Origin of the sequence: Brevundimonas sp., assembly GCF_051860745.1 — a bacterium.
In the GTDB taxonomy this organism is placed as follows: Bacteria; Pseudomonadota; Alphaproteobacteria; order Caulobacterales; family Caulobacteraceae; genus Brevundimonas.
Genome location: NZ_JBHYDN010000002.1, coordinates 322301 through 349002, shown reverse-complemented (window position 1 = coordinate 349002; position 26702 = coordinate 322301). Strand labels below are relative to the sequence as shown.

29 protein-coding genes are annotated in these 26702 nt (G+C 68.5%); 10 read left to right on the top strand and 19 right to left on the bottom strand.

Features of this window, described 5'->3' with window-relative positions; all coding sequences use genetic code 11:
* Positions 1 to 542 precede the first annotated feature (542 nt).
* Entirely contained in the window at positions 543 to 884 is a 342-nt protein-coding gene (locus ACTIEW_RS04165) for a GIY-YIG nuclease family protein (protein WP_439476649.1), read from the bottom strand.
* A gap of 265 nt (positions 885 to 1149) precedes the next feature.
* On the opposite strand from ACTIEW_RS04165, the gene ACTIEW_RS04160 reads away from it, so the two are divergent.
* Entirely contained in the window at positions 1150 to 1731 is a 582-nt protein-coding gene (locus tag ACTIEW_RS04160) for a hypothetical protein (protein WP_439476648.1), read from the top strand.
* On the opposite strand, the gene clpB is transcribed toward ACTIEW_RS04160, so the two are convergent.
* On the bottom strand, positions 1728 to 4316 hold the full coding sequence (gene clpB / locus ACTIEW_RS04155) for an ATP-dependent chaperone ClpB (RefSeq protein ID WP_439476647.1): 2589 nt from the start codon (positions 4314 to 4316) through the stop codon (positions 1728 to 1730). The two genes, ACTIEW_RS04160 and clpB, sit on opposite strands and share 4 nt — an antisense overlap.
* 148 nt (positions 4317 to 4464) lie before the next feature.
* Between clpB and ACTIEW_RS04150 the strand changes: the two genes are divergently transcribed.
* Entirely contained in the window at positions 4465 to 5112 is a 648-nt protein-coding gene (locus ACTIEW_RS04150) for a LysE family translocator (RefSeq protein ID WP_439476646.1), read from the top strand.
* 67 nt (positions 5113 to 5179) lie between these two features.
* Complete coding sequence (locus tag ACTIEW_RS04145; RefSeq protein ID WP_439476645.1) at positions 5180 to 6793, top strand: serine hydrolase; 1614 nt, start codon at positions 5180 to 5182, stop codon at positions 6791 to 6793.
* 144 nt (positions 6794 to 6937) lie between these two features.
* On the opposite strand, the gene ACTIEW_RS04140 is transcribed toward ACTIEW_RS04145, so the two are convergent.
* The 4 genes from ACTIEW_RS04140 to ACTIEW_RS04125 all read right to left on the bottom strand — a co-directional run bounded on the left by ACTIEW_RS04140 (position 6938) and on the right by ACTIEW_RS04125 (position 10623).
* Complete coding sequence (locus tag ACTIEW_RS04140; protein ID WP_439476644.1) at positions 6938 to 7594, bottom strand: DUF4893 domain-containing protein; 657 nt, start codon at positions 7592 to 7594, stop codon at positions 6938 to 6940.
* Positions 7595 to 7679: 85 nt separating this feature from the next.
* Positions 7680 to 8678 carry a DUF4167 domain-containing protein gene (locus ACTIEW_RS04135; protein ID WP_439476643.1) on the bottom strand — a complete coding sequence of 333 codons (999 nt, stop codon included), beginning with the start codon at positions 8676 to 8678 and terminating at the stop codon, positions 7680 to 7682.
* A 278-nt stretch (positions 8679 to 8956) separates the two neighbouring features.
* Positions 8957 to 9835, bottom strand: coding sequence for a peptide chain release factor N(5)-glutamine methyltransferase (gene prmC, locus ACTIEW_RS04130; RefSeq protein ID WP_439476642.1), 879 nt, complete (start codon positions 9833 to 9835; stop codon positions 8957 to 8959).
* Positions 9832 to 10623, bottom strand: a complete 792-nt coding sequence (locus ACTIEW_RS04125) for an MOSC domain-containing protein (RefSeq protein WP_439476641.1) — start codon at positions 10621 to 10623, stop codon at positions 9832 to 9834. Before ACTIEW_RS04125 ends, prmC begins: the two co-directional genes overlap by 4 nt.
* Positions 10624 to 10697: 74 nt before the next feature.
* Here ACTIEW_RS04125 and ACTIEW_RS04120 point away from each other — a divergent pair, with 74 nt between their 5' ends.
* The gene (locus tag ACTIEW_RS04120) at positions 10698 to 11918 is read left to right on the top strand and encodes a YihY/virulence factor BrkB family protein (RefSeq protein ID WP_439476640.1); all 1221 of its coding nucleotides are present in this window, start codon (positions 10698 to 10700) and stop codon (positions 11916 to 11918) included.
* Here ACTIEW_RS04120 and prfA read toward each other — a convergent pair whose 3' ends face one another.
* The gene (gene prfA / locus ACTIEW_RS04115; protein ID WP_439476639.1) at positions 11919 to 12986 is read right to left on the bottom strand and encodes a peptide chain release factor 1; all 1068 of its coding nucleotides are present in this window, start codon (positions 12984 to 12986) and stop codon (positions 11919 to 11921) included.
* Between the two features lie 164 nt (positions 12987 to 13150).
* Between prfA and ACTIEW_RS04110 the strand changes: the two genes are divergently transcribed.
* Together ACTIEW_RS04110 and ACTIEW_RS04105 are read left to right on the top strand one after the other, a co-directional pair.
* On the top strand, positions 13151 to 13792 hold the full coding sequence (locus ACTIEW_RS04110) for a response regulator (RefSeq protein ID WP_439476638.1): 642 nt from the start codon (positions 13151 to 13153) through the stop codon (positions 13790 to 13792).
* A 63-nt stretch (positions 13793 to 13855) separates the two neighbouring features.
* Positions 13856 to 14635: a sulfite exporter TauE/SafE family protein gene (locus ACTIEW_RS04105; protein ID WP_439476637.1), complete on the top strand. Its 780-nt coding sequence runs from the start codon at positions 13856 to 13858 to the stop codon at positions 14633 to 14635.
* Between the two features lie 34 nt (positions 14636 to 14669).
* On the opposite strand, the gene ACTIEW_RS04100 is transcribed toward ACTIEW_RS04105, so the two are convergent.
* The 7 genes from ACTIEW_RS04100 to ACTIEW_RS04070 form a co-directional block, all read right to left on the bottom strand.
* Positions 14670 to 15266 (bottom strand): glutathione S-transferase family protein, encoded by a 597-nt coding sequence (locus ACTIEW_RS04100; RefSeq protein WP_439476636.1) that lies wholly within the window; start codon positions 15264 to 15266, stop codon positions 14670 to 14672.
* A gap of 28 nt (positions 15267 to 15294) precedes the next feature.
* A complete protein-coding gene (locus tag ACTIEW_RS04095; RefSeq protein ID WP_439476635.1) occupies positions 15295 to 15570 on the bottom strand; it encodes a type II toxin-antitoxin system RelE/ParE family toxin in 276 nt (91 codons plus the stop codon).
* Positions 15571 to 15572: 2 nt separating this feature from the next.
* Positions 15573 to 15746 carry a type II toxin-antitoxin system RelB family antitoxin gene (gene relB, locus ACTIEW_RS04090; RefSeq protein ID WP_439476634.1) on the bottom strand — a complete coding sequence of 58 codons (174 nt, stop codon included), beginning with the start codon at positions 15744 to 15746 and terminating at the stop codon, positions 15573 to 15575.
* Between the two features lie 42 nt (positions 15747 to 15788).
* Positions 15789 to 16937 (bottom strand): flavodoxin-dependent (E)-4-hydroxy-3-methylbut-2-enyl-diphosphate synthase, encoded by a 1149-nt coding sequence (gene ispG, locus ACTIEW_RS04085; RefSeq protein ID WP_439476702.1) that lies wholly within the window; start codon positions 16935 to 16937, stop codon positions 15789 to 15791.
* A gap of 54 nt (positions 16938 to 16991) precedes the next feature.
* Positions 16992 to 18077 carry a helix-turn-helix domain-containing protein gene (locus ACTIEW_RS04080; RefSeq protein WP_439476633.1) on the bottom strand — a complete coding sequence of 362 codons (1086 nt, stop codon included), beginning with the start codon at positions 18075 to 18077 and terminating at the stop codon, positions 16992 to 16994.
* Positions 18078 to 18272: 195 nt separating this feature from the next.
* Positions 18273 to 20477 carry a phosphoenolpyruvate--protein phosphotransferase gene (gene ptsP / locus ACTIEW_RS04075; RefSeq protein WP_439476632.1) on the bottom strand — a complete coding sequence of 735 codons (2205 nt, stop codon included), beginning with the start codon at positions 20475 to 20477 and terminating at the stop codon, positions 18273 to 18275.
* 110 nt (positions 20478 to 20587) lie between these two features.
* The gene (locus tag ACTIEW_RS04070; RefSeq protein WP_439476631.1) at positions 20588 to 21862 is read right to left on the bottom strand and encodes an aspartate kinase; all 1275 of its coding nucleotides are present in this window, start codon (positions 21860 to 21862) and stop codon (positions 20588 to 20590) included.
* A gap of 108 nt (positions 21863 to 21970) precedes the next feature.
* Between ACTIEW_RS04070 and ACTIEW_RS04065 the strand changes: the two genes are divergently transcribed.
* The 4 genes from ACTIEW_RS04065 (at position 21971) to ACTIEW_RS04050 (ending at position 24116) form a co-directional block, all read left to right on the top strand.
* The gene (locus ACTIEW_RS04065) at positions 21971 to 22660 is read left to right on the top strand and encodes a hypothetical protein (protein ID WP_439476630.1); all 690 of its coding nucleotides are present in this window, start codon (positions 21971 to 21973) and stop codon (positions 22658 to 22660) included.
* Positions 22653 to 23024, top strand: a complete 372-nt coding sequence (locus ACTIEW_RS04060; RefSeq protein ID WP_439476629.1) for a type II toxin-antitoxin system VapC family toxin — start codon at positions 22653 to 22655, stop codon at positions 23022 to 23024. Before ACTIEW_RS04065 ends, ACTIEW_RS04060 begins: the two co-directional genes overlap by 8 nt.
* Before the next feature lie 12 nt (positions 23025 to 23036).
* Complete coding sequence (gene ubiG / locus ACTIEW_RS04055; RefSeq protein WP_439476628.1) at positions 23037 to 23786, top strand: bifunctional 2-polyprenyl-6-hydroxyphenol methylase/3-demethylubiquinol 3-O-methyltransferase UbiG; 750 nt, start codon at positions 23037 to 23039, stop codon at positions 23784 to 23786.
* A gap of 108 nt (positions 23787 to 23894) precedes the next feature.
* Positions 23895 to 24116, top strand: a complete 222-nt coding sequence (locus ACTIEW_RS04050) for a hypothetical protein (RefSeq protein ID WP_439476627.1) — start codon at positions 23895 to 23897, stop codon at positions 24114 to 24116.
* On the opposite strand, the gene ACTIEW_RS04045 is transcribed toward ACTIEW_RS04050, so the two are convergent.
* The 5 genes from ACTIEW_RS04045 to grxC form a co-directional block, all read right to left on the bottom strand.
* Positions 24113 to 24652 carry a GNAT family N-acetyltransferase gene (locus ACTIEW_RS04045; RefSeq protein WP_439476626.1) on the bottom strand — a complete coding sequence of 180 codons (540 nt, stop codon included), beginning with the start codon at positions 24650 to 24652 and terminating at the stop codon, positions 24113 to 24115. The two genes, ACTIEW_RS04050 and ACTIEW_RS04045, sit on opposite strands and share 4 nt — an antisense overlap.
* Complete coding sequence (locus ACTIEW_RS04040) at positions 24607 to 25062, bottom strand: DUF6265 family protein (RefSeq protein ID WP_439476625.1); 456 nt, start codon at positions 25060 to 25062, stop codon at positions 24607 to 24609. The genes ACTIEW_RS04045 and ACTIEW_RS04040 overlap by 46 nt, the downstream gene beginning before the upstream one ends.
* Positions 25063 to 25166: 104 nt before the next feature.
* Positions 25167 to 25598 (bottom strand): DUF1178 family protein, encoded by a 432-nt coding sequence (locus ACTIEW_RS04035; protein ID WP_439476624.1) that lies wholly within the window; start codon positions 25596 to 25598, stop codon positions 25167 to 25169.
* The gene (locus ACTIEW_RS04030; RefSeq protein ID WP_439476623.1) at positions 25595 to 26431 is read right to left on the bottom strand and encodes a carbon-nitrogen hydrolase family protein; all 837 of its coding nucleotides are present in this window, start codon (positions 26429 to 26431) and stop codon (positions 25595 to 25597) included. Before ACTIEW_RS04030 ends, ACTIEW_RS04035 begins: the two co-directional genes overlap by 4 nt.
* Positions 26428 to 26688, bottom strand: a complete 261-nt coding sequence (gene grxC, locus ACTIEW_RS04025) for a glutaredoxin 3 (protein WP_439476622.1) — start codon at positions 26686 to 26688, stop codon at positions 26428 to 26430. The genes ACTIEW_RS04030 and grxC overlap by 4 nt, the downstream gene beginning before the upstream one ends.
* Between the last annotated feature and the right edge of the window lie 14 nt (positions 26689 to 26702).

Sequence of the window (26702 nt, the reverse complement as noted above, 5' to 3'; positions counted from 1 at the left end):
GACAGGTCTTGCCGCAGCCGTCGGCGCCGCGCTGTGTCCAGGGCGGTTGGGGAGGCGTGCGGAGCGCCGGGCCCGCGCCCGGAGTTCTTTGTTGTTACCGTTTCGACGCAGACAGACGCTCCGCGCGGAGTTTGTCGGAAGCTTGCGTCCGGTGGCGGTTTTATCGCCTTACCGCAGCGCCTCCGGCGGGCGGGCCGTGCTTGCGACACGGTCCCCGGACCGGGCGAGTATCCCCCTCGCCCCTGACATCCGTTTGGTTATCAGACCCCGGGCGTTGGCTGCCTTGCTCTGGCAGCCGGGAACCGGGCCCCCGCTTCTCCACATCCCGCCGCCAAAGGACGCAAGGCCTCTGCGCCTCCCCTGCGACGGAACGGGGGGAGTCTAGGAGGGGCTGTTCCTATGGCGGGATAGGGACGCTGTAAATTTTGGAAGGTGTGGGAAGTCAGTGGGTTGGCGGCCCGCGATATGCTGGCAATCGGCGGATTGTGAGCGGAGCGACGCACCCCTCTCCGCCTGTATCGACGATAGCGGGAGGGCGGCGGTCAGTCCGGCTCCTCCGGCGGGACCCAGTTCGGGTCGTTGACGGGAAACCACTCGGCGGCCAGATCGCGCCAGTCGGGGTTCTCGCGCTCGATCAACGCCAGTTTCCAGTCGCGCAGCCACTTCTTGATCCGCTTCTCACGCCGGATGGCCGCGACAACCCGGGCGTGACGCTCGAACCAGAGCAGGCGGGTGCAATCGTGATCATCGGTGAAGCCGGGAGACGTGTGATTCTTGTGCTTCCACACGCGCGCGGAAAGGTTGGCGGTCATGCCGGTGTAGAGCGTTCCGTTCCGCCCGCTGCCCATGATGTAGGTGGCGATGAAGGTCCTGTGGGTGCGCACCCACACAACCTATACGTTTCTTCCCCTGTCGTCATCCTCCGGCGAGTGGTGATCTCCCCACTTTCGTCATCCTCCGGCGAGCGCAGCGAGACCGGGGGACCCAGCGGCGCCGAAGGCGACCTGTTCACGCAGGCTGATTCAGCGGGGGCGCTCCCGACAGGTTCGCGCTCGCGCGCGCCGCTGGGTCCCCCGGTCTGCGCCGCGAAGACGCGGCTTGCCGGAGGATGACGAAAGGAGGAAATGGCTGAGAACCGAGGGGACACTAATGCCGGAAGACACCCGAGAATCCGAGGTCGACGATAGCGATTTTCCAAAGGAGCGGGCGAAGTTCTACGAACTGATCGGCCACTGCATCACCTTATACCAAGGGTTAGAGGACTATTTGCCTGCGGTGTTTGCAGCGGCGATTGGTGGCCCCACCGACAGAGCGCATGCGATCTTCGCCCCGTATCGCGGTCTCGAGGCCAAGCTTGAGGGGATCACAGCGGCCATATCCGGCGGAGATCAAGGTTCCCGTGATCGCTGGGAGCGATTACGACCGTTGATCAGGGCCGCTTCTGAGACGCGGGGCAAGATCGCTCACGCCTCAGTGCTACATCGAGGTGGCGGCCACACTGTCACTCTCGACGAGGAGACGAACGTGGTCAGCGTTCGTCGCACCGCGAAGTCACGTATGGAACTGCGCAAAAGTCAAAAAGGCACCGAACTGGTCTGGGACAACGACAAGCTGTTTGAAGAATACGGTCGCATTGAGCGCGCTCGAGAGCTTTCTATTGGCTTGGTTCGGCGTCTCACTGGGCAATCGGTCCCTCCACATTTGGACGACGATCCACCCGCAAGCACCTAATGCACCCGCGCCTTCCCGATCGCCAACCCGCCCTCCCCCGCTGACACCGCGATCACCGACCCGTCCTCGATCTCGCCCGCCAGCAGCTTCTTCGCGATCGGGTCGACCAAATCCTTCTGGATGACGCGCTTCAGCGGGCGCGCGCCATAGACCGGGTCGTAGCCCTTGTCGGCCAGCCAGGCGTAGGCGCTGTCGTCGAGGGACAGGGTCAGGCGACGGTCGGCCAGCAGTTTCTCGAACCGGGCCATCTGTATGCGGACGATCCCGGCCATCTGGTCGCGGCCCAGGCGGCGGAACAGGATGATCTCGTCGATGCGGTTGAGGAACTCGGGGCGGAAATGGCCGCGGACCTGTTCCATGACATAGGGGCGGACGCTCTCGACGTCGTCGCCCTCGCCCTGATTGGCCAGGGCTTCTGACCCCAGGTTGGAGGTCATGATGATCAGGCTGTTCTTGAAGTCGACGACGCGGCCCTGACCGTCGGTCAGGCGGCCGTCGTCCAGCACCTGCAGCAGGACGTTGAAGACGTCGGGGTGGGCCTTTTCGACCTCGTCGAACAGGATCACCTGATACGGGCGGCGGCGCACCGCCTCGGTCAGGGCGCCGCCCTCGTCATAGCCGACATAGCCGGGAGGGGCGCCGATCAGGCGGGAGACGCTATGCTTCTCCATGTATTCCGACATGTCCATGCGGGTGATGGCGGCCTCGTCGTCGAACAGGAAGGCGGCCAAGGCCTTGGTCAGCTCGGTCTTGCCGACGCCGGTGGGGCCGAGGAAGAGGAAGCTGCCCAGCGGGCGGTTGGGGTCGTTGAGGCCGGCGCGGGCGCGGCGCACGGCGTCGGCGACGGCGGTCAGGGCCTCGTCCTGACCGACCACGCGGCGGGACAGGGCGGCCTCCATGGAGAGCAGTTTCTCGCGCTCGCCCTCCAGCATCTTGTCGACAGGGACGCCGGTCCAGCGGGAGACGACCTGGGCGATCTGTTCGGCGTCGACGACCTCGGGGGTCAGGGGGCCGGATTTATCCGCCTCGGCGGCCTCGGCGTCGGCGAGTTGTTTCTCGATCTGGGGGATCTGGCCGTAGGCGATCTCTGACGCGCGGCCGAGGTCGCCGGCGCGCTGGACGGCGATCAGTTCGGCGCGCAGGCGGTCGAGGGTTTCGCGCAGCTGGGCCCCCTGCCCGACCTTTTCCTTCTCGGATTTCCAGCGGCCGGTGAGGTCGTCGGACTGGCCCTCGAGGTCGGCGATCTCGTCTTCCAGTTTTTCGAGGCGGGCGACGGAGGCCTTGTCGGTCTCCTTCTTCAGGGCCTCGCGTTCGATCTTGAGCTGGACCAGACGGCGGTCGATCTCGTCCAGCGCCTCGGGCTTGGAATCGACGGCCATGCGGACGCGGCTGCCGGCCTCGTCAATGAGATCGATCGCCTTGTCGGGCAGGAAGCGGTCGGTGATGTAGCGGTGGCTGAGGGTGGCGGCGGCGACGATGGCGCTGTCGGAAATGCGCACGCCGTGGTGGACCTCGTACTTCTCCTTGATGCCGCGCAGGATGGAGACGGTGTCCTCGACGCTGGGCTCCTCGATGAAGACGGGCTGGAAGCGGCGGGCGAGGGCGGCGTCCTTCTCGACGTGCTTGCGGTACTCATCCAGCGTGGTGGCGCCGACGCAGTGCAGCTCGCCGCGGGCGAGGGCGGGCTTGAGCAGGTTGGAGGCGTCCATGGCGCCGTCGCCCTTGCCGGCGCCGACCAGGGTGTGCATCTCGTCGATGAACAGGATGATGCCGCCTTCGGCCGCGGTGACCTCGGCCAGCACGGCTTTCAGCCGCTCCTCGAACTCGCCGCGGTATTTGGCGCCGGCGATCAGGGAGCCCATGTCGAGGGCCATGACGACCTTGTCGCGCAGGCTCTCGGGCACGTCGCCGTTGACGATGCGCAGGGCCAGGCCCTCGACGATGGCGGTCTTGCCGACGCCGGGCTCGCCGATCAGCACGGGGTTGTTCTTGGTGCGGCGGGCGAGGACCTGGATGGTGCGGCGGATCTCCTCGTCGCGGCCGATGACCGGGTCGATCTTGCCGTCGCGGGCGGCCAGGGTCAGGTCGCGGGCATAGCGTTTGAGGGCGTCGTAAGCGTCCTCGGCGGCGGCGCTGTCGGCGGTCTTGCCCTTGCGGACCTCGGCGATGGCGGCGTCGAGGGCTTCGGGCGTGGCGCCGACGGATTTGAGGACCTCAGCCGCGACCCCGCCCTCGCGGGCGATGGCGCTGAGCAGGCGTTCGGTGGTGACGAAGGCGTCGCCGGCCTTTTTCGAGGCTTCCTCGGCGGAGGAGAAGACGCGGGCGGTGTCGCCGTCGAGATAGATCTGGCCGTTGCCGCCGGTGACCTGGGCGCGCTTCTTCAGGGCGGTCTCGGTCGCGGCCTCGGCCCTGGCGGGGTCGCCGCCGGCGGCGGTGATCAGATTGCGGGCGAGGCCGTCGCGCTCCTCCAGCAGCACCTTGAGCAGGTGTTCGGGGGCGAACTGCTGATGCCGCCGGGCCAGGGCCAGCGACTGGGCGGACTGGACGGCCTGTTTGGCGCGGTCGGAGTAAAGGTCGAGATTCACGGACATCCCCTGTCAGGCGGATAGAGCCACAGACGCCCTTACTGGAAGCGACGCCTTGATATGTCGCAAACGTGGGTGTGGCGGGCGGGGGCTACAAGGGGTGTCGGACCGGGCCGGTCGCGCTACGGTGAGACCTCTGGAGACGTTTGTGATCCCCCACCCCGCCTGGCCGGTCGACCCCGGCGTCATCATTCCCTTCCTCGTGGCCGTCGCCTTGATCGAGCTGACGCCGGGGCCGAACATGGGCTGGCTGGCGCTGGTCTCCCTGTCGCGCGGGCGGCTGGCGGGACTTGGGGCTGTGGCGGGCGTAACCGTCGGTCTGGCCGTCTGGATGCTGGCCGCGGCCTTCGGCCTGACCCAGGCGCTGCTCATCTGGCCACCGCTGTATCAGATCATCCGCTGGGCGGGGGTGATCTTCCTGCTGTGGCTGGCGTGGGAGGCGTGGCGCGGCGACAGCGACCCGGCCGCCGCGGACGGCGACGATCAGAGCACCCTGCGCGGCCTGTTCCTGCGCGGCATGACGGGCAATCTGCTGAACCCCAAGGCGGCGGTCTTCTATGTGGCCCTGCTGCCGACCTTCATGCGGCCGGATCATGGATCACCGCTGACCCAGGCGCTGACGCTGGGCGGGCTGCATCTGGCGGTGGCGGTCGCGGTCCATTCGCTGATCGTCCTGGGCGCGGCAAGCGCCGGGGGACTGGTGCTGACGCGGGTGCAGGGGCCGGTGCTGCGCGCCGTGATGGCCGGCGGCATCGCTCTGGTGGCGTTGTGGATGGCCTGGGAGACGCGGGGCTGAAGCGGCGATGGACAGGGTCCGCGCGCGCGGGCTAGCGTCCGCACCGAACCCTGTCCGGAGTCCCTGCATGTCCATCCGCCTCACCCGCCGCGCGGCGCTGGTTTCGTCCGTGGCCGGAGCGGCGGCCCTGCCCTCGACCGGCTGGGCGCAGGCGGCGGCGAATGACAGCGCCTCGCTGGCGGATCAGGTCGACGCCTATGTGAAACGGGTCATGGCCGGCTTCCCGGACCAGCCGGCCGTGTCGATTGCGGTCGTGAAGGACGGCCAGCCGGTGCTGACGCGCGGCTATGGCGTGCGGGCCATCGGCGGGGCGGCGGTCGATGAGCACACCCTGTTCGCCATTGCCTCCAACACCAAGGCCGTGACCTGCGCGGCCTTGGCCATCCTGATCGACGAGGGCAATCTAAGATGGGATGAGCCTGTCAGGACCTATTTGCCCGGGTTCGCGCTGTCGAAGCCCGAGCTCAATGACATGGTGACGGTGCGCGATCTGGTCAGCCACCGGATCGGTTTCGGCCTTGGCGCCGGGGACCTGCTGTTCTGGCCCAACAGCGACCGGACGCGGGCCGAGATCATGGCCGCCGTGCCGCATGTGCCGATCGAGGACACGTTCCGGACCTCGTATCACTACTGCAATCTGATGTTCGTGGTGGCGGGCGAGGTCGTCGCGGCGGCCTCGGGCATGGCTTGGGAGGATTTCGTCCAGACCCGGATTCTGGACCGGCTGGGCATGAGCGAGACCCTGCCGCTGATGACTGCCGCCGACCCGGCGAAATCGGCCCTGCCGCACGGGCGGGTCGGGCCGCCGCTACGGTATCAGGGCGAGATGCAGACCATCGGCCAGTCGATCCAGGAGGTCTGGAACTGGTCGTCGGCAGGGGCTGCGGGCGGCTTCGTCACCACGCCGGTCGACTGGGCCAAATGGATCGCGGTGCAGCTGGCGCGCGGCGCCCTGTCCGACGGGACGCGGCTGTATTCGGAAGCGCGGGCCAATGAGATGTGGCGGCCCAACATCATCATTTCCAACTCGGAGGGACCGACCGAGACCCTGCCCGGGCGGGCCATCGCCTCGACCTATGCGACAGGCTGGCAGGTACAGGACTATCGCGGTGAGCGGATGATCACCCACGGCGGCGGAGCGCCGGGATACGTCTCGGGCACAGTGCTGATCCCGGGACGCAACGCCGGATTCAGCTATTTCACCAATGCCGAGGAGAGCTTCCTGACGCGGGCCCTGCGCAGCGGCATCTCTGACATCGTCATGGGCAAGACCGGGTTCGACTGGGTCGCAGACGGACGACGCCTGCTGGCCGAAGGCGACGCGGCCTCGGTCGCGGCGGCGGCGGAGATCGATGCGAAACAGGCCGCAGGCGCGCCGCTTTCGTTGCCGCTGGCGGCCTATGCGGGGACGTGGCGCGACCCCTGGTACGGCGACATCACCATCCAGGCGCGGGACCTCCAGCTCTGGCTGAGCTTCAGCCGGACACCGGCGTTGCAGGGGCCGGTCGAGCCCTCGGACGGCGACACCCTGCGGACACGGTTCCCCGACCGGCGCGAGGAGGACGTGTTCATCACCTTCAAGCTGGAGAACGGACGGCCTGTGTCAGCGACGATGAAGGCGGTCAGTCCGGATGCGGACTTTTCCTATGACTACCATGACCTGCGGCTGACGAAGGTCTGAGGAGGACTATTCGTGTCCGACTGTCTCCCGGACAATCGCGCTGCGATTTCCGGGAGGCGCACGCTTATGAACGCACTCCGTCCCGGATCGCCGCTTCGCGCGTCCGGGATGACCAGGGTCCGGAGAGCGGGGATCAGGGATAGATCAGCCCGGGACCAGTTCGATCAGGTCGAGGTTGGACTCAGCCTGGGGCCAGGGGATGACCAGCCGCCAGCGGCGTTCGCCGATCCGTTCCAGCACGGCGACCAGATCGCGGTCGGGACGCTGGCCGTAGGAGTTGGCGGGCGGTTCGGAGGCCAGGGCCATGGAGCCCAGCATGACCATCTCGCGGTCGTCCTCGGGGAACAGAAGGCCGGAAGGGCGCTGGCTGCCGGTCAGTTTGGAGAATTTCAGACCGCGGGGCGTCTGTTCGATACGGCAGGCGAACCAGCCGTAGACGACATAGCCGAGACCGTCCTCGCCGCCCTGGGAGCCCAGTTTGACGGTGCGGCAGCGGTAGTCGCCAGGCGGGGGCGCGACCGGAGAGCGGGCGGCGCGGGGCTCGATCAGATCGCCGAGGCCGGTCAGATCGCCTGAGCCGGGCTGCCGGCGGGCCTGCTGCAGGGCCAGGGACCAGGCGGCGTCGCGGCGGCTGTAGCGGTCGCGGTCGGAGGCGGTGACGATGCCGCGCCAGTCACGCAGGGCGACTGGCCCGCCAGACCCGCCGGGCGGGGGCGGCGGAGGAGGCGGCATGGAGGCGCAGGCGGCGAGGACGAGGCTCGCAAGCACAATCAGGGCCGAAGACCGCAACAGGCGGGACATAGGCGCTCCGGGACAGGTCGGGGGCTCTTTGGGCCAGTCATGAGCCGCCGCGTCAAGCGGCCTCGCGCGGCGGGCGGCGTCCCGATCAGTCTTCCGCGGCGGGGGCCTCGACCTTGCGGCGGGGGGCGCGGCGCTTGGGCGCGGCGGCCTCTTCCAGGGCTTCGACGGCTTCGGGCGCGGCAGGCGCCGGGGCAGTCGAACGGGTCAGGAAGCCCGGCAGGGCCGAGGGACCGTCGTCGGTCGCCACGCCGGCGTCGCGGCGGGGCTTGCGCTCAGGGCGTTCGGCGCGTTCGGCGCGCTCGGCGCGCTCGGCGCGGGCCGGGCGTTCGGGACGTTCAGCGCGAGGTTCGGGCGCGGCTTCGGCAGCCTCAGCCGGAGGGGCGTCGCCCTCGGCGCGGGATTCGCCGCCTTCGCGTTCGAAGCGGGCGTTGCGTTCCAGCTGGCGGCGCTCCCAGCGTTCACGGCGGGTCTCGCGGCGGCTGCCGTCGGCGTTGAAACCGCCCTCGCCCTCGGGGCGGGGTTCGCGGGGTTCGCGGTCCTGACGCGGCTGGTCGTCGCGGTCGCGCCATTCGCGGCGGGGCTGTTCGGCCTGGCGATCATTGGGGCGGTCGTTCGAGCGATCGGGGCCGCGGTCGTTCTGGCGCTCCTCGTTCTCGCGCTGGCGGGCCTCGACCTGGGCGACGCGGTCGGCCTCGACCTTTTCGGCGGCCATAATGGCGGCGGCCTGGGCGCCGGTCTCGTCCTCGAAATCGATGTCGAAGCCTTGGCCCGCCAGTTCGCGCTGGGCGATCTCGGAGACGGGACGCGAGGGCTGGAGCGCGCGCAGGACGCGGAAATAGTGTTCGGCGTGCTGGGTGTAGTTCTCAGCCAGAACGCGGTCGCCGGCGGCCGAGGCGTCGCGCGCCAGCTGCATATAGCGCTCATAGACGGTCTGGGCGTTGCCGCGGACCTTGATGTTCTCGGGCCCTTGCGAGTCCCACGAACGGTTCGGATTGGTGGCGTTGGCGTTGTTGGCGCCGCCGCCGCCCCCGCCGGGCTTCCTGTTGCGTCCGCGCTGACGCTTCATGCCCTTGAAATCTCTCATCGGACGCTACCGTGCTTTGTATGAGGGACGGTCCGGGGCGATGGCCGCCGGCGCTGTCCGTCTGGTCGTTCCGCTTCGTTCCGGGGCCAATCCCCGCTGACGATGTGATCGGAAATCCGTGTCGCCCCGTGGTCCGCCGGGCGACCTGGCCCGACCGTCACTGCCCTGATGCGCGCAAGTCTGGGCCTGAAGCGGTCCAAGGCGTGCGTTTTGGGTGGGAGACAAACGAAGACTTAGCGCGGCATGGGGCCGTTTCCAAGGGGTTTGTTTGGGGCCGTCTACATCTTCGGAATGGGATTGGTGCGCGGGTCCGGGCCGTTGGTGACCACACGGTCGCGGTCCGACAGGTCCTTGACGACGATGACGCCTTCGAAGCCCGCGGCCTCGAACAGGGCCTTGACCTGCGGGCCCTGGTCCCAGCCGATCTCGACGGCGAAGACGCCGCCGGGGCGGAGGATGCGGCGGATCTCGGGGGCCAGTTCGCGATAGGCGACCAGGCCGTCGGGGCCGCCGTCCAGCGCCAGCAGCGGATCATGGTCGCGGACCTCGGGGTCGAGGCCGGGGATGTCGCCCGAGGGGATGTAGGGCGGGTTGGAGACCACCAGATCGAAGCTGTCGTCGCCGAAGCCCGCGGCCCATTCGGTGCGCAGGAAGGTCGCCCGGTTGTCGAGTTCGAGGTTGGCGGCGTTCTCTTTCGCCACGGCCAGCGCCTCGGACGAGATGTCCGTGCCGACGCCGCGTGCCCCGAACCGCTCGGCCAGAATAGCCAGCAGGATGGCGCCGGAGCCGGTGCCGAGGTCGATCATCTCGAAGGCTTGATGCGGCGGGAAGACCAGCAGGACCACGTCGAGGATGGCCTCGGTGTCCGGTCGGGGGCTGAGCACGTCGGGCGTGACGTTCAGCATGATCTTCCAGAAGCCCTTCTTGCCGAGGATGCGCGAGACGGGTTCGCGGCGCAGGCGGCGTTCGACATAGGCGTCCAGCGCGGCCTGCTGGTCCGGCGTCACCACGCGGTAGGGGTCGGTCAGGATGTCGGTGCGCGAGGCGCCGGAGGCGACCTCGAGCAACAGGCGGGCGTCGATCGAGGGGCTGTCGATGCGGCCGGCCTTGAGCGTCGCGGTCGCGGCCTTCCAGGCGGTGACGAGCGTTTGGGTCATGTCATCTCCACGCGGTCGCCGACGCGCACCGTTCCGCCCGCGGGGAGGGTCGCATACAGGCCGCACCAGCGGTGGCCATAATGGTCGAACAGCGCCGGGACCAGATCGAAATCGCGCATCGCCGTGTCGGGGTCCACATGGGTGGCGGCGCAGCGGACGATGGGTTTGACCCCGCGCAGACGGGCCTCGCCGAGGATCAGATCGCGGTCGGCGCCGTCGTTCTCGATCCAGGCCGGCCAGCCCTCAACCCAGACATTGGCGCGGAAGCGGCGTGGATCGATCGGGCGACCGACCTGGGCCTCGAAATCGCGCACGCTGGCGAGGTTGAGCAGGGAGATGCGCCCCAACGGGTGATCCATGAAGCGGTGGTCGAGACCCTCGGCGGAGACCAGCCGCAACGGGCCGGTTACGGCGTCGCCGAGCACGGCGGCCAGCCAGGTCTCGAAGGCGGCCCGGCTGACGGGGTCGTCCACGGCCACGGCCAGATCAGGGTGGCCCGCGGCGGCGGCGTGGAGGATGCGCGCGGCCTCGTCCCAGCGGGTGCGGACGCTGGCGACCTCGGCGGTGCGCATCAGGACGGTGAATTTCTGCTTGGGCAGGTGTTCAGGCGCGACCCGGTCGAAGCCCGAGGGCCCGTCCTCGACCGCGAACATCCGGTCGCCGGGGAACCAGCCGCCGGTCGGCAGGTCGGCTGCGTCCAGCGGTTCGGGCGTGAACCCCTTGACCGGGTGGCGCCACAGGGCGGTCACCACGCCGTCGGCGGAGGAGGGGAGCGGCATCTCGGGCATGGCGTTTCGTGCCGGACCATGGCCTCCTGTGCAAGCGGCGGAACGCAGCCGCCGGGGGAGCCGTTGTTGGCGGGATGCAGGGACAGTCGAAGAAGTCCGGCGGCGGGGGCGCCTGGGGGGTGGTCGGGGCGATCGCGGGCGGGCTGGCGGCCGGCGCCGGCGCTGCGCACCTGTTGTATAGGCACGGGCACAAATACGGCGTCGAACTGCGCAAGGAGCGGCCTCTGCCGGTCCCGCCCGCGCCGCCGACGCCCGAGGATTTCGAGGCCCGGGAGCCCGGGCGCGGCCGACTGGCGCAGCGGCCGGAGCACATCCCGCACAAGGGCTGGACCGACATCTTCTGGCGGCTGGGCGTGTCCTATTTCGGCGATCGGATCGGCTTCCTCTCCGGCGGGGTGACCTTCTTCGTCATGCTGTCGCTGTTCCCGACGCTGGCGGCCTTTGTGACCATCTACGGCCTGTTCGCCGATCCGAACGACGCCTGGGGCCGGTTGCAGTTCCTGTATTCCTTCCTGCCCTCTGGCGTGGCCCGGTTCCTGGGCGACGAGATGCAGCGGCTGGCGGAGAACACCACCACCACCCTGACCTTCACCCTGGTCTGGACCCTGGCCCTGTCGCTGTGGACCGCCAACGGGGCGATCAAGGTGCTCTTTTACGGACTGAACGTCGCCTATCATGAGGTCGAGCGGCGCAACATCGTCCGATACAATCTGATGTGCATGGGCTTCACCGTCTCGGGCCTGCTGGCGGTGCTGGTTTCCGCGGGGCTGGTGGTGGGTGTGCCGATCGTTCTCGGCGTGTTCGGCCTCGCCGATGAATGGGCCCATCTGGCGCCGCTGCGCTGGCCCGTCCTGCTGGTGGTCTATGGCGCGATTCTGACGGTCATCTATCGCCATGGACCGTGCCGGCAGAAGGCGCGGCTGCGATGGCTCACACCCGGCGCCATCTTCGCTGCGCTGCTGAGCCTGCTCCTGTCGCTGATCTTCAGCTGGTATCTGCAGACCTTCGTGCGCACGGCCTATTACGGCCCGCTGGCGGCGATGATGGGCTTTCTGCTTTGGACCTGGCTGACGGTGCAGATCGTGCTGATGGGGGCCGAGCTGAACGCCGAGATCGAGCACCAGACCGCGATGGACACCACCACCGGCGACGACCGCGCGATCGGCGAGCGCGGCGCCGTCATGGCCGACAGCGTCGGGCCCAGGCGCGGCTCGCCGGCGGCCCTGGCGTTTACGCTGAAACACGCCGAGGCGCTGTCGGACCGGTTGTTGAAGCGGCGGATCCGGAAGGGCTGATCAGCCGAACTCAGCCTCGAGATCGGCCAGCCGCGCGGCCTGGTCCTCGGCGATCAAGGCGTTGAGCAGCGGGTCGATGTCGCCCTCGAGGATCTGCGGCAGGCTGTGCAGGGTCAGGCCGATGCGGTGGTCGGTGACGCGGCCCTGCGGGAAGTTGTAGGTGCGGATGCGTTCCGAGCGGTCGCCGGAGCCGACCTGGGATTTGCGCGAGTCAGAGCGGGCATCGTCCTTCATCTGGCGCTGCATGTCGTAGAGGCGGACGCGCAGGTTCTTCATCGCCTTGTCGCGGTTGACGTGCTGCGACTTCTCGGAGGAGGTCACCACGATCCCGGAGGGGAAGTGGGTGATGCGGACGGCGGAATCGGTCTTGTTGACGTGCTGGCCACCCGAGCCGGAGGCGCGGAAGGTGTCGATGCGGATGTCCTTGTCCTGGATGTCGATCTCGACGTCCTCGACCTCGGGCAGGACGGCGACCGTGGCGGCCGAGGTGTGGATGCGGCCGCCGGCCTCGGTGGTCGGCACCCGCTGGACCCGGTGGACGCCGCTTTCGAATTTCAGCCGGCCGAAGACGCCGTCGCCAGTGACGGTTGCGATGATTTCCTTGTAGCCGCCGGCGTCGCCCTCGGTGGCCGAATCCAGCTCGACCTTCCAGCCGCGCGTGGAGGCGTAGCGGGAGTACATGCGGAACAGGTCGCCGGCGAACAGGGCGGCCTCGTCGCCGCCGGTGCCGGCGCGGACTTCGAGCACGGCCGAGGCGTTTTCGTCGGCGTCGCGCGGGGCCAGCAGCAGGGCGACGTCCCGCTCCATGTCCGGCAGGGTTTCCTTGAGGGTCTGCAGCTCGTCGGCGGCCATCTCGGCCATTTCCGGATCGGCGGCCATGGCTTCCAGATCGGCCATCTCCGCCCGCGTCTTCGCCAGCGCCGTGACGGCGTCGGCGATGGGTTTCATCTCCGCATGCTCCTTCGACAGGCGAACGATCTCCTGGCCATCGCTGGCCGCGCCCATGCGCGCCTCCACCTGGTGGAAGCGGTCGAGCACCTGATCGAGCCGGGCCTGGGGCAGTCGCAAGGGGGAAGCGCCTCTTCAAACGGGAGGCGGTGTTTACTCCGCCGAACGCGGCCGTGTCGATGCGGCGCGGCGATGGCGTGATCGTGACCGGGCCTCACAAGGGCGTCAGACCGGTTTCGCCGGGGCGGCCGAGGGCCTAGCTGAACCGTGGAACTGGAGGGCGCATGTTTGACGGAACGCTGACGGCGACTCGGGACGAAGGGGCCGAACTGGCCCGGTTGAGGGGCCTCTACGACGGTTTGCTGGAGCAACCGCCAGCCGGTATTTCGACCGGGGCGCAGACCGATCTGGCCGCAATGGCGCGGATTTTCGACCTCGAGGCCGACCGGCCGCCGGCGGAGGTGTGGCGCGACCTGCGCGCGGTGCTGATGCGGCAGGCGGACCCGGACATCAGCGATGAAGAGGCGCCGGCCTCCCGTCCACTGACACTGATGGTCGTCGAGGATGATGCGGAGATGGCGGCGGATCTGACCGAACTGTTGACCACAGCCGGACACGGGGTGGTCGGCCCGTTCTCGGACGCGGCGGCGGCGATGACCGCGGCGGGCCTGCACGCCATCGACCTGGCGCTTCTCGACATCAATCTGGCGGGTGATCAACAGGACAGCAGTGAAGGCGGCGGCGTCGGCCTCGCCCGGACCCTGAAACAGTCATGGGGCGTGCCGGCGATCTTCCTCTCGGGCGACGTGGCCGCCGCGGCGCGCCACGCCCGGCTGGCGACAGCCCTGGTGCTGAAACCCTACAGCGGCCGCGATGTGTTGAACGGCATCGCCCGGGCCGTCGCGAGCGGCGCTGTCGCGCGCTGACGACGCAACCAAAGTTCGGGCCGGGGCTTGCGCTTGTCGGGCTTGGCTGTTTCGAACGGGTGGATGGAAACCTTCCTGCTGTTTTTCGTGGTCGGCGCCCTGGCCCAGTCGGTCGATGGGGCTCTGGGCATGGCTTATGGCGTGATTTCGTCATCCGTGCTGCTGGCCTTCGGCGTGCCGCCCGCGATGGCTTCAGCCAGCGTGCACGGGGCGGAAGTCTTTACCACCGCGGCCTCGGCAGGCAGCCACATCTGGCACCGCAACATCGACTGGCGGCTGTTGCTGCCGCTGGCCATCGCCGGGGTGATCGGCGGTTGCCTCGGCGCCTATGTCCTGACCGGGATCGAGGCCGACGTGATCAAGCCGTTCATCGTCGCCTATCTCGGCGTGATGGGCGTCTACATCGTCTGGCGCGCCGGTCATGACATCAAACCCCGCCGCCTGCCGTCATGGGCGATGGCCCCGACCGGAGCGATCGGCGGATTTCTCGACGCGGTCGGGGGCGGCGGCTGGGGTCCGACGGTGTCCTCGACGCTCGTCGCGGCTGGACAGGAGCCGCGGCGCGCCATCGGCACGGTCAACACCGCCGAATTCTTCCTGACCGTGGCCATCAGCGCGACCTTCGTCTGGGCCCTGATCACCGGCCACTGGGCGGAAGCGGGCGCGCTTGAGAACCATGCCGCGGCGGTGGGGGGGCTGGTGGCCGGCGGCCTGCTGGCGGCGCCGTTCGCGGGCCTGATCGCGAAAAGGGTGCCGAGGAAGCTTCTGACCTATGCGGTCGGCGTGTTGCTGCTGACGCTGGCCGGGTTCCAGGGGCTGCAGCTGGCGGGCATTCTGGGCTGAACGTCGAAAGGCGGGACCGACCTGCCGGGGCGGCTCACCCGGGCCGGGTTTCCGCAAAGCTCGGCCGGGCCTCAAGCGCGACCTGAAGCGCGACCAGTCCGGGCCGACCGGTCGCCAGATCAAAGCCGGGATGCCGAAAGCCGATCCAGGTCACGGCGACGCCGGCGGTGATGACGCCGATGTCCAGCCGGGCCGGGTCGGGGCGGGCGACCTCCAGCGCATCGAGGGCGCGTGCCATGTTTTCCGTCCAGCGGGCGATCCAGCCCGGGGAGCGCTCATCCTCCGGACGGCGCAGCTCCAGCAGCAGTTTGACGCCCATTTCCAGCGCCTGATTGCCCAGCGTCTCCAGTCGCCGCACGCGCAGCCGGTCCGCTCCATCGACCGGCAGCAGCCGCGGACCGTCGCCGAGAGCGTCCAGGTACTCACAGATCACCGGACTGTCGTTGAGCGGCAGGCCGTCCTCCGCGATCAGGGTCGGCACCTGAACGACCGGATTGGAGGCCAGCAGCTCCGGCGCATTGGCGTAGGGATCGACCGCGATCTCCTCAATCCGGCCGATCAGTCCCTTCTCACGGGCGACGATCCGGCATTTGCGGGCGAAGGGCGACGGGACGGTGATGTAGAGTTTCATGGCGCTCGTGGCAGATTCGAGAGGCTGGTCACGGGTATTGCTGGCTGGTGTGCAGCACGTTCACGATCCGCACCAGTGTCTCTTCCACGCGATAGACGAGAATGTAGTTGGGGTGGACCACCATTTCGCGCGCGCCAGGTCTGCGTCCGGGTCGCCAAGCCGTCGGAAACCGTGCGAGTCGCTCGGCGGCGCTCTCGAAGTGATCACTCATGGCCTCTGAAGCGTCGGGATTTCGCTCGGCGATATAAGCGAGAATGGAGCGGAGGTCGGACCGCGCGTCTTCTGCCCAAGCGACGCGGGTCAAGACTATTTCCGATAGCTGTCGATCAAGGCTTTCATTTCCGCCATGACCTGCTCATGCGGAATCGGAGGCCGAGTATCCGCGAGCGATCGCTCAACCTTGGCCCGGAACCAGACGTCATAGGCCTCGGCCTCTTCGGTTGAGGCGAACTCGGACTCTATGGGCGACAGCGCGGGCATGGGCGGAATATGCGCCCGGCCGGGCGGCGTCGCAACCGCTTGCTACCCTACGGCGACCAGCGGCTTGTCTTCTACCGCCCGCGCGGCGTCGAGCTCGGCGGCCTTGGCTTCGACCAGTTCGACGATATGGTCGATCATGCCGTCGTTGTGCTGTTTGTGGGCCATCCTGCCGTTGACATAGACCATGCCCGAGCCGGCCCCGCCGCCGGTGAAGCCGACGTCCGTGTACAGAGCTTCACCCGGTCCGTTGACGACGCAGCCGATAATCGACAGCGACATGGGTGTGGTCACATGCGCCAGCCGCTCTTCAAGGATGCCGACGGTCTCGATGACGTTGAAGCCCTGACGCGCACAGGACGGGCAGGCGATGATGTTCACCCCGCGGTGGCGCAGACCCAGTGATTTGAGGATGTCGAAGCCGACCTTGATCTCCTCGACCGGGTCGGCGGCCAGCGAGACGCGGATAGTGTCGCCGATGCCGGCCCAAAGCATATTGCCCATGCCGATGGCCGACTTGATCGTGCCCGAGCGCAGCGGCCCTGCCTCGGTCACCCCGAGGTGCAGCGGGCAGTCGATGGCCTCGGCCAGCTGCTGATAGGCGGCGACCGTCAGAAAGGGGTCGGACGCCTTCACCGAGATCTTGAACGCGTGGAAGTCGTGGTCCTGCAGGATGCGGGCGTGGTTGAGGGCGGACTCGACCATGGCCTCGGGACAGGGCTCGCCGTATTTCTCGAGCAGCTCCTTCTCCAGCGAGCCGGCGTTGACGCCGATGCGCATGGAGCAGCCGTGGTCACGGGCGGCCTGGATGACGTCGCGGACGCGGTCGGCCGAGCCTATATTGCCGGGATTGATGCGCAGGCAGGCGGCGCCGGCCTGGGCCGCCTCGATGCCGCGCTTGTAGTGAAAATGGATGTCGGCGACGAGCGGCACCCGCGATTCGCGCGCGATGGTCCGGAAGGCGGTCGTCGAGGCCTCGTCGGGGCAGGAAACGCGGACGATGTCGGCGCCGGCCTCTTCCAGCTGGCGAATCTGCTCCAGCGTGGCCGCCGCGTCGGACGTCGGCGTATTGGTCATCGACTGGACGCTGATCGGCGCGCCCCCGCCAACGGGCACCGCTCCGACCATGATCTGACGGCTCTTGCGGCGCTCGATGTGGCGCCACGGACGGATGTGGGAAAGGTCAGCGCTCATGTCAGCCGGAACATAGGCGCTGGATTGCGGCATGGCCACGACGCCAGACCGCAATCAGCCGCCGGTCGTTGTGACCATCGTCGTCTGGACAGTGGCGGCGCGGGCCTGGGCCTCCACCTGGGCGGCCTGGGTGCGGGCCGCGACCTCGGCGGCGGCCTGACGGGCCAGGGCCTGGGCGCGGGTGTTCAACTGGCTGAGCGGCGTCTTCTCGGCCGTCAGCGTGCCGCCGTGCTCGCCATTCAGATAGAGGTCAAAGTCGGCGAAATGGCTGGAGACGTCCACCACGGCGGCGACCCCGGCCGGAGCGCGCCAGGCGTCGCCGGCGGCCAGCTGGCGCGCGAACAGCACCCGGCCGTCGGTCATCGTGACCACCAGGCTGGCGGCCTTGCGGGCCTGGATCACGACCTGGGAGGCGTTGGCCGAGGCGCCGTAGATGGCGCCGCGGGGATTGAATGCCCGCTGCACCGGCGGGGCTCCCGCGGAGGCGGCGGCGATGGCTTCAGGCGAGGCCGGATCGACACCGGTCAGTTCGGCCTCGAGGCCGGGCGTGATGTAGAGGGCCGGAATGGTCTGGTCGGGCGGCGCCGGACGCGGCGCGGTCAGGCTCAGGGCTGCGGGCTGGCCGGGCACGGCGCCCAGGGTCCAGATTTCGGGAACAGCGGTGAGATCGGATGGCTGGGGCGCGCGCATCAGGCTGACACGCTGGAAGACGTTCCAGCCGACGACTGCGATGACCAGGGCCAGGCCCGCGGCGATCAGACGGGGCGAATAGCGGCGGACCTCCTCGAAGGCGACGCCGACGGGGGCCTGGAGCGGCACCGAGGGATCGGGGCTTTCACGCTTGAACCGCTCGACCGCGAGCTGTTCGTCGAGGCCCAGCGAGCCGGCGTAGGCGCGGACATAGCCGATGGAGAAGACGCGGTTGGGCAGGGTCGAGAAATCGTTTTGTTCCAGCGCGGTCAGATAGCGCGCCGGAACGCGGGTGATGCTGGACAGTTCGGCGAGCGAGCGGCCGGAGTGTTCGCGGGCCATCCGCAGGCCGTCGCCCAGAGTCGGAGCCTCCGTGACGGAAGGAACGACATCCTTCCAGTCTGGATGAGCCTTGAGTTCTTCCGGGCTCGCCCCCGTATCCAGCGCCATTACGCCTGACCCCACACTCGGCGAGCGCGAGGGTTCCTCACGCGTCACCATACTCGAACTGGCGGCCTGTATCATATCGGGATGACAGTTCCGGCCCGCCCCCGCAGACCACCAGGTTCCGGCTTGTGGATAACTCATTAGCGCCGCCCGATCAACGATTTGTTAGGCATCCCGGACGTGTCGGACCGGGACGGTTCAGATCGTGACGTTCAACTTCCGGGCCAGCGATTCGAGCTCGCCCCGGATCGAGCCGGCGGAGGAGCCCAGAAGGTTGGCCATGCCGCGCCGGGCGGCGGTCAGATCGGCCGAGAGGATCATCCGCTTGACCGGCCCAACGCCGCCAGCGGGGGCCGAGAGGCGGGTGTAGCCGAGGGTCAACAGGGCGAAGGCTTCCAGGGGCCGGCCGGCCAGTTCTCCGCATACGGACACAGGCGTGCCGGTGTCGGCGCATTTCTTCTGGATCTCGGCCAGGGCTCGCAGGGCCGGGGGCGAGAGGGGGTCGTAGCGGTCGGAGACCAGCGGGTTCGTGCGGTCTGCGGCGAACATATACTGGAACAGGTCGTTGGTCCCGACCGAGACGAAGTCTGTCAGCGGCAGCAAGGCGTCGAGGTGCCAGAGCAGCGACGGGCATTCGATCATGGCCCCGACGCGCAGCAGGGCCGGAAGCGCCCGACCCCGGCGTTTGGCCCAGGCGCATTCGACATCGACCAGTTCGCGGGCCGCCCGAAACTCGTCGACCGTGGCGATCATCGGGAACATGACGCGCAGCTCGCGGCCCGCGGCGGCGGTCAGCAGGGCGCGCAGCTGCAGCCGCAGCAGGCCGGGCCGGTCGAGGCCGAGACGGATGGCGCGGCGACCCAGGGCCGGGTTCTCCTCCCGCTCGGTCTCCAGATAGGGCAGCACCTTGTCGCCGCCGATATCGAGGGTGCGGAAGGTCACGGGCCGGTCTCCGGCGGTGTCGAGGACCAGCTTGTACAAGGCGGTCTGGCTGGTCAGCCGGGGCAGCTCCTCGGACACCATGAACTGGAATTCGGTGCGGAACAGGCCGATGCCCTCGGCGCCGGTGGCGTCCAGATTCTCGAGGTCAACGGCCAGGCCGGCGTTGGTCAGGACGGTGATCCGGGTCCCGTCGAGGGTGACGGCGGGGACGTCGCGCAGCTTGGCGAACTCGGCCTGGCGCGCGCTGCGAACCAGCATGCGCGACTGAACCGCGGCCAGCATGTCGGGGCGGGGCCGCAGATAGGTCTCGCCCGTCTCGCCGTCGACGATGACCAGATCGCCTTCGGACAGGCGGTCGCGCAGGCCCATGATGCGGCCGACGCAGGGAATCTGCAGGGCGCGGGCGACGATGGCGGCGTGGCTGGCGGCCGAGCCCTCTTCCAGCAACAGGCCTCTCAGCTTGTGCCGGGGGTATTCCAGCAGGTCGGCCGGGCCGAGATTGCGGGCCACCAGAATGGCGTCGTCAGGCAGGTCGCGCTCGCCCGGCCTGTCCCCTGCGAGAACCCTCAACAGTCTGTTCGCGAGGTCCTCGAAATCGTGCAGCCGTTCCTTGATGTAGGGGTCGCGGGCCTGGGCAAAGCGGGCGCGGTGTTCGTTGCGGACGCGGTCGACAGCGGCCTCGGCGGTCAGGCCGGTGCGGACCGCCTCTTCCAGCGACCGGTTCCAGCCCCGGTCGTCGGCGAACATCCGGTAGGTTTCCAGCACCTCGAACGGCAGGCCCGCCAGCTTGCCCTGACCACCGTCGAGGATGGAATCGATATTGGCCTTGAGCCCGATCAGGGCCTCTCGCAGACGGATCTCCTCGACCTGCTGGTTCTCGGCCAGCAGGTTCTCGGGCGCGACGGGCGCCTCATGCAGGATGACGTGGCCATAGGCGAGGCCTTCGGCGAAGCGCTGGCCCTTGAGATTTTCGGGCCGGTGAGGCGCGACCTCGATGTCGCGCAGCTCGTCCTGGGCCAGCAGTTCTCCCGAGGCCACGGTCTCGGCCAGGACCATGGCGATGGTCTGGATGTCCTCGACTTCCTCGTCGTCATAGCGCCGCTCGGAACGATTCTGGACGACCAGCACGCCGATGGCCCGGCCGCCACGCAGCAGGGGGGCGCCGAGGAAGGCATGGTATGGATCCTCGCCCGTCTCCGGCCGGTAGGCGAAGCTGGGGTGGGACGGGGCGTCCGAGAGGCTGATCGGGGCGGCGGAGCGCGCAACCTCGCCGACGAGGCCCTCGCCGGGCCGCAGCCGGGTGGTGTGGACGGCTTCGGGTTTCAGGCCCTGGGTGGCGAACAGTTCAAGCTCGCCCGAGGCGCGGCGCAGATAGATCGAACAGACCTCGGCCACCATCGACTGGGCGATGATGCGAACGACCGTGTCGAGCCGGTCCTGAGCCGGCGACGCCCCGGCCATGGCTTCGCGAATCTGGCGAAGGAGGTTCCGTGGCCCCGTCGTCAATCCGCCAACCGGCATGGCCCCTCCTGATGAACGACGCCGCAGATGGGCGCCGTCCGGCTCAATTCCTAGACTTCTTCCAATCCATAGGCCGCATGAAGCGCACGAACGGCCAGTTCCGCATAGGCGGCGTCGATCAATACGCTGATCTTGATCTCGGATGTCGAGATGGCCTGAAATTTCACGCCCTTGTCAGCGAGGGCCCGGAACATGGTCTGGGCGACGCCTGCGTGGCTGCGCATGCCGACGCCGACGACCGAGACCTTGGCCACATCCTCGTCGACCCGCAGCTCCTCGAAACCGAGCTGGGCCTGGGCCGCGCGCATCAGCTCGGCGGCCCGAGCCGCGTCGCGGCGGCCCGTGGTGAAAGTCAGGTTGACCGCGCCCTCGCTGCGCGCCTGGCTCTGCACGATCATGTCGACATTGACGTTGGCCTCGGCCAGCCGGGTGAAGACGTCGGCCGGGGCCTCGACCCGGTCGGACAGGCCCAGCAGGGTGATACGGGCCTCGTCACGGCTCATGGTCACGCCGGATACGATGCGTTTTTCCACGATTTCCTCCTCGTCGCAGATCAGTGTGCCGGACTTGGCGGGCAGGACGCCGTTTTCGTCGGGTTCGATGAAGCTGGACAGCACCCGCAGCGGCACGCGCTTGGCCATGGCCAGTTCGACCGAGCGGGTCTGCAACACCCTGGCCCCGAGCGAGGCCATCTCCAGCATCTCTTCATAGGAGATTTTCTCCAGCCGGCGGGCCTTCGATTCGATGCGGGGGTCGGTGGTGTAGACGCCGTCCACGTCGGTGTAGATGTCGCAAGGGCACTCCAGCGCCGCGGCCACGGCCACCGCGGAAGTGTCCGAGCCGCCCCGGCCGAGGGTGGTGATCCGGCCCGAGCGGCTGACGCCCTGGAAGCCGGGGACGACAGCGATCTCGCCCTTGTCCATGGCGGCGCCCAGCACCTCTCCCGGCACGTCCTCGATCCGGGCGCGGCCGTGGGCGTCGTCGGTCAGGATGGGGATCTGCCAGCCCATCCAGCTACGCGCGTTCAGGCCCATGTTGCGCAACGTCAGGGCCAGCAGGCCGGCGGTGACCTGTTCTCCCGAGGCGACGACGATGTCGTATTCGTCGTCGGACAGTTCGATCCCCTGCCCCGGCCGCCCCGCGCCGTCGGTCCAGGCGACCAGTTCATTGGTCTTGCCGGCCATGGCGGAGACGACGACGGCGACCTGTTTGCCCGCGGCGGCCTCGGCCGCGACGATGCGGGCGGCGCGGCGGATGCGTTCGAGGTCGCCCATCGAGGTGCCGCCGAACTTCATCACCAGTCGCGTCGTGGGTGGCCGCGTCATCGTGGGCGGAGGCTCCTGCTTTCGGGGAATGTCAGGCTTCTAGCGAGGCGGCGCGGGCATCACAACGGGCGGGTTGACCGGTCCCGAGTGATGGAGTAACTATTGTTCATGACGGAAAACAAACAACCATCCATCACGAACCGCATACGCGCCCTCGCCGCCGCGGGACACTCTCGCGCCGAAATCGCCCGGATGGTGGACCGAAGCTACCAGCAGGTTCGGCAAGTGCTGGTTGGCGACGAGGCCCGCTCAAGGCGCGCTGCTGGAGAAGCGCCCCCGTTATTTCGCGAAACCTCCGTAGACGACACGCTTCCAAGAATGGCGGACCGCGCCATCTCGCAGGTCGATGTTTCGGACTTGGGAACAAACAAGTCTGCCAAGATACGTCGATATGCGGCCATGGGCTTTTCCCGGTCCGCTATCGCGAGCCACCTCGGCATCAAATACCAGTTCGTGCGGAACGTCTTGGTCGCCCTCGGAGCGAGTGAAGTTAACAGCCGGGGGCAACCTGCGCCGGCTGCTGTTCTGGGTATGGCCGAGCCGGCCGCGCGATACGACGCCGGCATCCCCCTACCCGCTCGCCTGAGCATAGATGGAACGGGTAGAATCCAGCTGCCCCCCGAATGGCAACTGCCCGCCGGCGCGACCTTCGTCGCCCGAAAGTTCGACGGCAGCATAGTTCTGATGGATATCGCCGATGCATCGGCTGCCGCCCGCACCGGCGGCAGCCTGAAAAGCGCCACAGACGAATTGATCGCTGAACGCCGCCTTGAGGCGATGCGCGAATTCGATGACTGAGCATGTCATCGATACTTCGGCGGCCGTCGCCTACCTGCTGCACGAGCCGGGCGGTGACGCCGTGGCGCCTTTCCTGACCTCAGCGTTGTTGAGCAGCGTCAACCTAACCGAAGTCGTGACCAGACTTGTACGCGGGGGGTACGATCCCATGCGCGTCTACTACCTCGGCTGCCGTATCGTGGATCACGACGCGGACTTGGCTGATCGCGCCGGACGTCTGTGGACCGCGACGGCCAGCCTAGGGCTGTCGTTGGGCGATCGGGCTTGCCTGGCCTTGGCATTGCGTGAAGGGCTGCCGATCCTGACCGGCGACAGGCCATGGGCACGGCTGGACATCGGCGTTGACGTCCGCCTCATTCGCTGACACCCCGTGTCCATGACCGACGCAGCCCACGGCCCCTCGATCGATCCCGCCGACGTGGCCCGGTTCTCGGCCCAGGCGGCGGAGTGGTGGGATGCCCACGGGCCGTTCGCGCCGTTGCACCGGTTCAACCCGGCCCGGCTGGCTTTCGTGCGCGACCGGGCGGCGGAGCGGTTCGGACGCGATGTGAAGACGCGCGGCGCCTTCGACGGCCTGACCCTGCTCGACATCGGCTGTGGCGGCGGGCTGATCGCCGAGCCGATGCGGCGGCTGGGGTTCGCGGTCACCGCCGTCGACGCCTCCGCCGAGAACATCGGCACGGCGCGGGCGCATGCCGGGCAGCAGGGGCTCGACATCGCCTATCGCGCCGCGACCGTCGAACAGCTGGAGGCCGAGGGCGCCGGGCCGTTCGACGTGGTGCTGACGCTGGAGGTGATCGAACACGTCGCCGATCCGGAGGCCTTCATCCGCGCCTGTTCGCGGCTGGTGAAGCCCGGCGGGATGATGATTGTCGCCACCCTGAACCGGACGCTGAAATCGCTGGCCCTCGGCAAGGTCGCAGCGGAATACATCCTGCGCTGGGTGCCGGCGGGGACCCATGACTGGAGCCAGTTCCTCAAACCGGACGAGATTCGGGCGATGTTGAGCGAGGAGCCGGTGGCGGTGAGCGGGCCGTACGGACTGGTCTATGATCCGTTCACGGATCGCTGGAGCGAGAGCGACGACGCGGGGATCAACTATATGATGATCGCGACGCGGGACTGAAGGCGGTTCATCGGGGGTTCATCGACCTGACCTCGAAGTAACGGGACAGCCAAGCTTGATGGTGAGATGAGGGGCTTCCCCTTCAGCTTCCAGCATCCGGAGCCCCCAATGAAACGCCTGCTCATCCTCTCCGCCCTGTCCGCCGCCCTCATGACCTCGGCCTGCGTCACCGTGATCGACGCAGACAATGACGATGATTTCGGCTGGCACGGTGAGAACGCCCAGCCATTCGATGGCGCCCGCGCCGAGTGCCGCGCCTCGACCGGCGAGGGTCCGCGCAGCGAAGCCTTCCGCCACTGCATGGCCGGCAAAGGCTGGACCCGCAGCTAGTCGGTCAGCCGCCGCACCATGTAGCGGGCGTCCGGGCCGTAGCCGGCAAGTTTGCCCGCCATGCCCGGTGGATTGACCACCTCGAAGCCGTGCCGTTGCCAGAACGGCGCGGCGTCGTTGACCGCCACGAGCGTCAGGGCCGGCCAGCCGGCGGCGCGGGCGTCCTGCGCCAGCCGCTCGACAATCGGACGGGACCAGCCGCCGCCGCGCACCGCGGGGTCGAGGGCGAGGTCGTGCAGGTACATCACCGCCGCCTCGTCCGGGACCGACCCGATCAGGGTATTGAGCGCCGGGGCGGCGTTGGCCGTCCACGGATAGGCGACCAGATAGCCCTGCGGCTCGGCATCCTCGCCGGCCAGGACGAAACAGCCGGACGGGTTCAGGAGCAGCCGGTTTTCGAAGCAGTCGCGACCCTCGAAATGGTCGGGGAAGCCGACAGCGGCCATGGCGGTGACGGTGTCCAGATCCGCCGCCGTCATCGCCCGCCAGTTCAGGCCGGGCAGCGGCTGTTCAGCGGGGCCGCTGTGAAATTCCATTCCATGCTCCGGGCCTGCCCGTTGATCTCGCCCTCGATCCGGGCCTTGAGGGCGTCGCCGTCGCGTTCATAGATCACGCGGGTGGGAAAGTCGTTTTCGGCATTGGCGAAGACCACCCGCGTCGAGCCGCTCTCGGCCACGACGAAGGCCGTGGGCGGCGCCCCACCGGGCTGGGCGACATAGGCGTAGCCCTGCGGCGTCGGACCGATGTGCGCCAGTTCGAACGAGACGCGGCCCCTCGCCACCGTCAGAGAATGGCCAGCCATCAAGCCGGCGCGCGGGTCGCTCCAGGTCTCGGAGACCTCGCGGCCGTTGGAGCAGTAGAGCCAGTAGCCGGCGATCCATGACAGGTCCGGCGTGGCGGCGGGCGCGGTCTGGATCAGGGCGGCGGCGAGGGCGGCGATCAGCATGGAAGAGTCCCCCCGGGTTCGGCGGCGGTCCAGATCGTGGCGACGAAAGAGCAGAGAGTCCCGGCTGGCTCAAGCGCCTGATAGCGTTCCCCCTCCCCCACCGGTCAGTGGGCCTTGGCGGGATCGGGCGGGAGCGGCGGCAGGGCGGCGCAGGGGACGCCGTCGTCCTTGAGCTTCTTCACCTCGGCGGGGGTCGCCTCGCCGTAGATTTCGCGCTTCTCGGTGCGACCTTCGTGGATGTCGCGGGCCTCGCGGGCGAAGGCGTCGCCGACATAGTCGAAATTCTGCTCGACGTGCGATCGGACCTCGCGGGCGGCCTGCATCATCAGGGTCCGCATCCTCGCGGGATCGGCCGAGAGGGCGGTCTTGCGGGTTCCCGCCACGGCCGGGGCCATGATCTGTTTGGAGACGTCGCGCGAGCCGCAATGGGGGCATTCGACCAGCCCCCGCGCCGCCTGATCGTCATAGGCGGCCGAGTCGCCAAACCAGGCCTCAAAGCCATGGCCGTCATCGCACTGGAGGGCATAGCGGATCATGCCGGCTCCGCGAAAGTGCGGTCGTGGGTCAACTGCGGCACGGCGTTGCGGGCGCGAGTGACGGCGTCGAAATCCAGCATGGCGAACAGAACGCCCGGTTCGTCGTGGTCGAGCTTGGCGACCACCTCGCCCCAGGGTCCCACCACGGTCGACCGGCCCCAGGTGCGGCGGCCGTCCTCATGCAGACCGGCCTGGGCGGGGGCGAGGATGTAGCAGCCGGTCTCGATGGCCCGGGCGCGCAACAGGGTCTCCCAATGGGCCTCGCCGGTCGGGACGGTGAAGGCGGCGGGGACGGAGATCATCCCGGCGCCGGCCTTGGCCAGCGCGCGGTACAGATGCGGGAAGCGGATGTCGTAGCAGATGGTCAGGCCGAGCCGGCCCCAGGGCGTGTCGGCCACGACGGCTCCGTCGCCGGGGCGGATGGCGGCGCTTTCGCGCCAGCGCTCGCCCGTCGGAAGATCGACATCGTAGACGTGCAGCTTGTCATAGGTCGCGACCACCGCGCCCGCGTCGTCGATCAGCAGGGAGCGGTTGGCGGCGCGGTCGTCGCCTTCATGCCCCGATTTGACGATGGCCGAACCGATCAGCAGCCAGACGCCCAGCTCCTGGGCGAGCGCGCGCAGATTGCCGACAACCTCGTCGCGGTCCTGGGTGGTCAGGACGGCGGCGCGGGCGGCGCGGTCCTGGGTCAGGAAATTGGTCGCCTCGGGCGTCAGGATCAGTTTCGCCCCGCCCGCCGCCGCCTCGCGGATCAGTGGCTCGACATGGGCGAAGGCCGCCGCCGGACTGGCCGGCGTGCGGGTCTGGATCAGGGCGATCGGAAGTGTGGTCATCCAGCCTCGAGCAATGCGTCCAGCTCGCCCCGCCGGTCAAGCGCGTGCAGTTCGTCGGCGCCGCCGATGTGTTTTCCGCCGATGAATATCTGCGGGAAGGTCATGCGGCCGCCCGACCTTTGTATCATTTGCTGCTTCTTCGCCGGGTCATGGGAGGCGACGATGTCCTCATAGTCGGCGCCCTTGCGATCGAGCAGGTCGCGGGCGGCGTGGCAGTAGCCGCAACCGGGCTTGGTGTAGATGACGACGTCGGCCAACGGGGTCTCCTGAA

Excerpts from the sequence above, each read along its gene's own strand:
- ACTIEW_RS04135 (WP_439476643.1), bottom strand. The coding sequence starts at position 8,678 with ATGAGAGATTTCAAGGGCATGAAGCGTCAGCGCGGACGCAACAGGAAG.
- relB (WP_439476634.1), bottom strand. The coding sequence starts at position 15,746 with ATGCCCGCGCTGTCGCCCATAGAGTCCGAGTTCGCCTCAACCGAAGAG.
- ACTIEW_RS04060 (WP_439476629.1), top strand. The coding sequence starts at position 22,653 with ATGACTGAGCATGTCATCGATACTTCGGCGGCCGTCGCCTACCTGCTG.
- ACTIEW_RS04110 (WP_439476638.1), top strand. The coding sequence starts at position 13,151 with ATGTTTGACGGAACGCTGACGGCGACTCGGGACGAAGGGGCCGAACTG.
- ACTIEW_RS04105 (WP_439476637.1), top strand. The coding sequence starts at position 13,856 with ATGGAAACCTTCCTGCTGTTTTTCGTGGTCGGCGCCCTGGCCCAGTCG.
- ACTIEW_RS04070 (WP_439476631.1), bottom strand. The coding sequence starts at position 21,862 with ATGACGCGGCCACCCACGACGCGACTGGTGATGAAGTTCGGCGGCACC.
- ACTIEW_RS04035 (WP_439476624.1), bottom strand. The coding sequence starts at position 25,598 with ATGATCCGCTATGCCCTCCAGTGCGATGACGGCCATGGCTTTGAGGCC.
- ACTIEW_RS04120 (WP_439476640.1), top strand. The coding sequence starts at position 10,698 with ATGCAGGGACAGTCGAAGAAGTCCGGCGGCGGGGGCGCCTGGGGGGTG.
- ubiG (WP_439476628.1), top strand. The coding sequence starts at position 23,037 with ATGACCGACGCAGCCCACGGCCCCTCGATCGATCCCGCCGACGTGGCC.
- ptsP (WP_439476632.1), bottom strand. The coding sequence starts at position 20,477 with ATGGCCGGGGCGTCGCCGGCTCAGGACCGGCTCGACACGGTCGTTCGC.
- ACTIEW_RS04080 (WP_439476633.1), bottom strand. The coding sequence starts at position 18,077 with ATGGCGCTGGATACGGGGGCGAGCCCGGAAGAACTCAAGGCTCATCCA.
- ACTIEW_RS04125 (WP_439476641.1), bottom strand. The coding sequence starts at position 10,623 with ATGCCCGAGATGCCGCTCCCCTCCTCCGCCGACGGCGTGGTGACCGCC.
- ACTIEW_RS04045 (WP_439476626.1), bottom strand. The coding sequence starts at position 24,652 with ATGGAATTTCACAGCGGCCCCGCTGAACAGCCGCTGCCCGGCCTGAAC.
- prmC (WP_439476642.1), bottom strand. The coding sequence starts at position 9,835 with ATGACCCAAACGCTCGTCACCGCCTGGAAGGCCGCGACCGCGACGCTC.
- ACTIEW_RS04160 (WP_439476648.1), top strand. The coding sequence starts at position 1,150 with ATGCCGGAAGACACCCGAGAATCCGAGGTCGACGATAGCGATTTTCCA.
- ispG (WP_439476702.1), bottom strand. The coding sequence starts at position 16,937 with ATGAGCGCTGACCTTTCCCACATCCGTCCGTGGCGCCACATCGAGCGC.
- ACTIEW_RS04030 (WP_439476623.1), bottom strand. The coding sequence starts at position 26,431 with ATGACCACACTTCCGATCGCCCTGATCCAGACCCGCACGCCGGCCAGT.
- ACTIEW_RS04100 (WP_439476636.1), bottom strand. The coding sequence starts at position 15,266 with ATGAAACTCTACATCACCGTCCCGTCGCCCTTCGCCCGCAAATGCCGG.
- ACTIEW_RS04050 (WP_439476627.1), top strand. The coding sequence starts at position 23,895 with ATGAAACGCCTGCTCATCCTCTCCGCCCTGTCCGCCGCCCTCATGACC.
- ACTIEW_RS04140 (WP_439476644.1), bottom strand. The coding sequence starts at position 7,594 with ATGTCCCGCCTGTTGCGGTCTTCGGCCCTGATTGTGCTTGCGAGCCTC.
- ACTIEW_RS04145 (WP_439476645.1), top strand. The coding sequence starts at position 5,180 with ATGTCCATCCGCCTCACCCGCCGCGCGGCGCTGGTTTCGTCCGTGGCC.
- ACTIEW_RS04040 (WP_439476625.1), bottom strand. The coding sequence starts at position 25,062 with ATGCTGATCGCCGCCCTCGCCGCCGCCCTGATCCAGACCGCGCCCGCC.
- ACTIEW_RS04065 (WP_439476630.1), top strand. The coding sequence starts at position 21,971 with ATGACGGAAAACAAACAACCATCCATCACGAACCGCATACGCGCCCTC.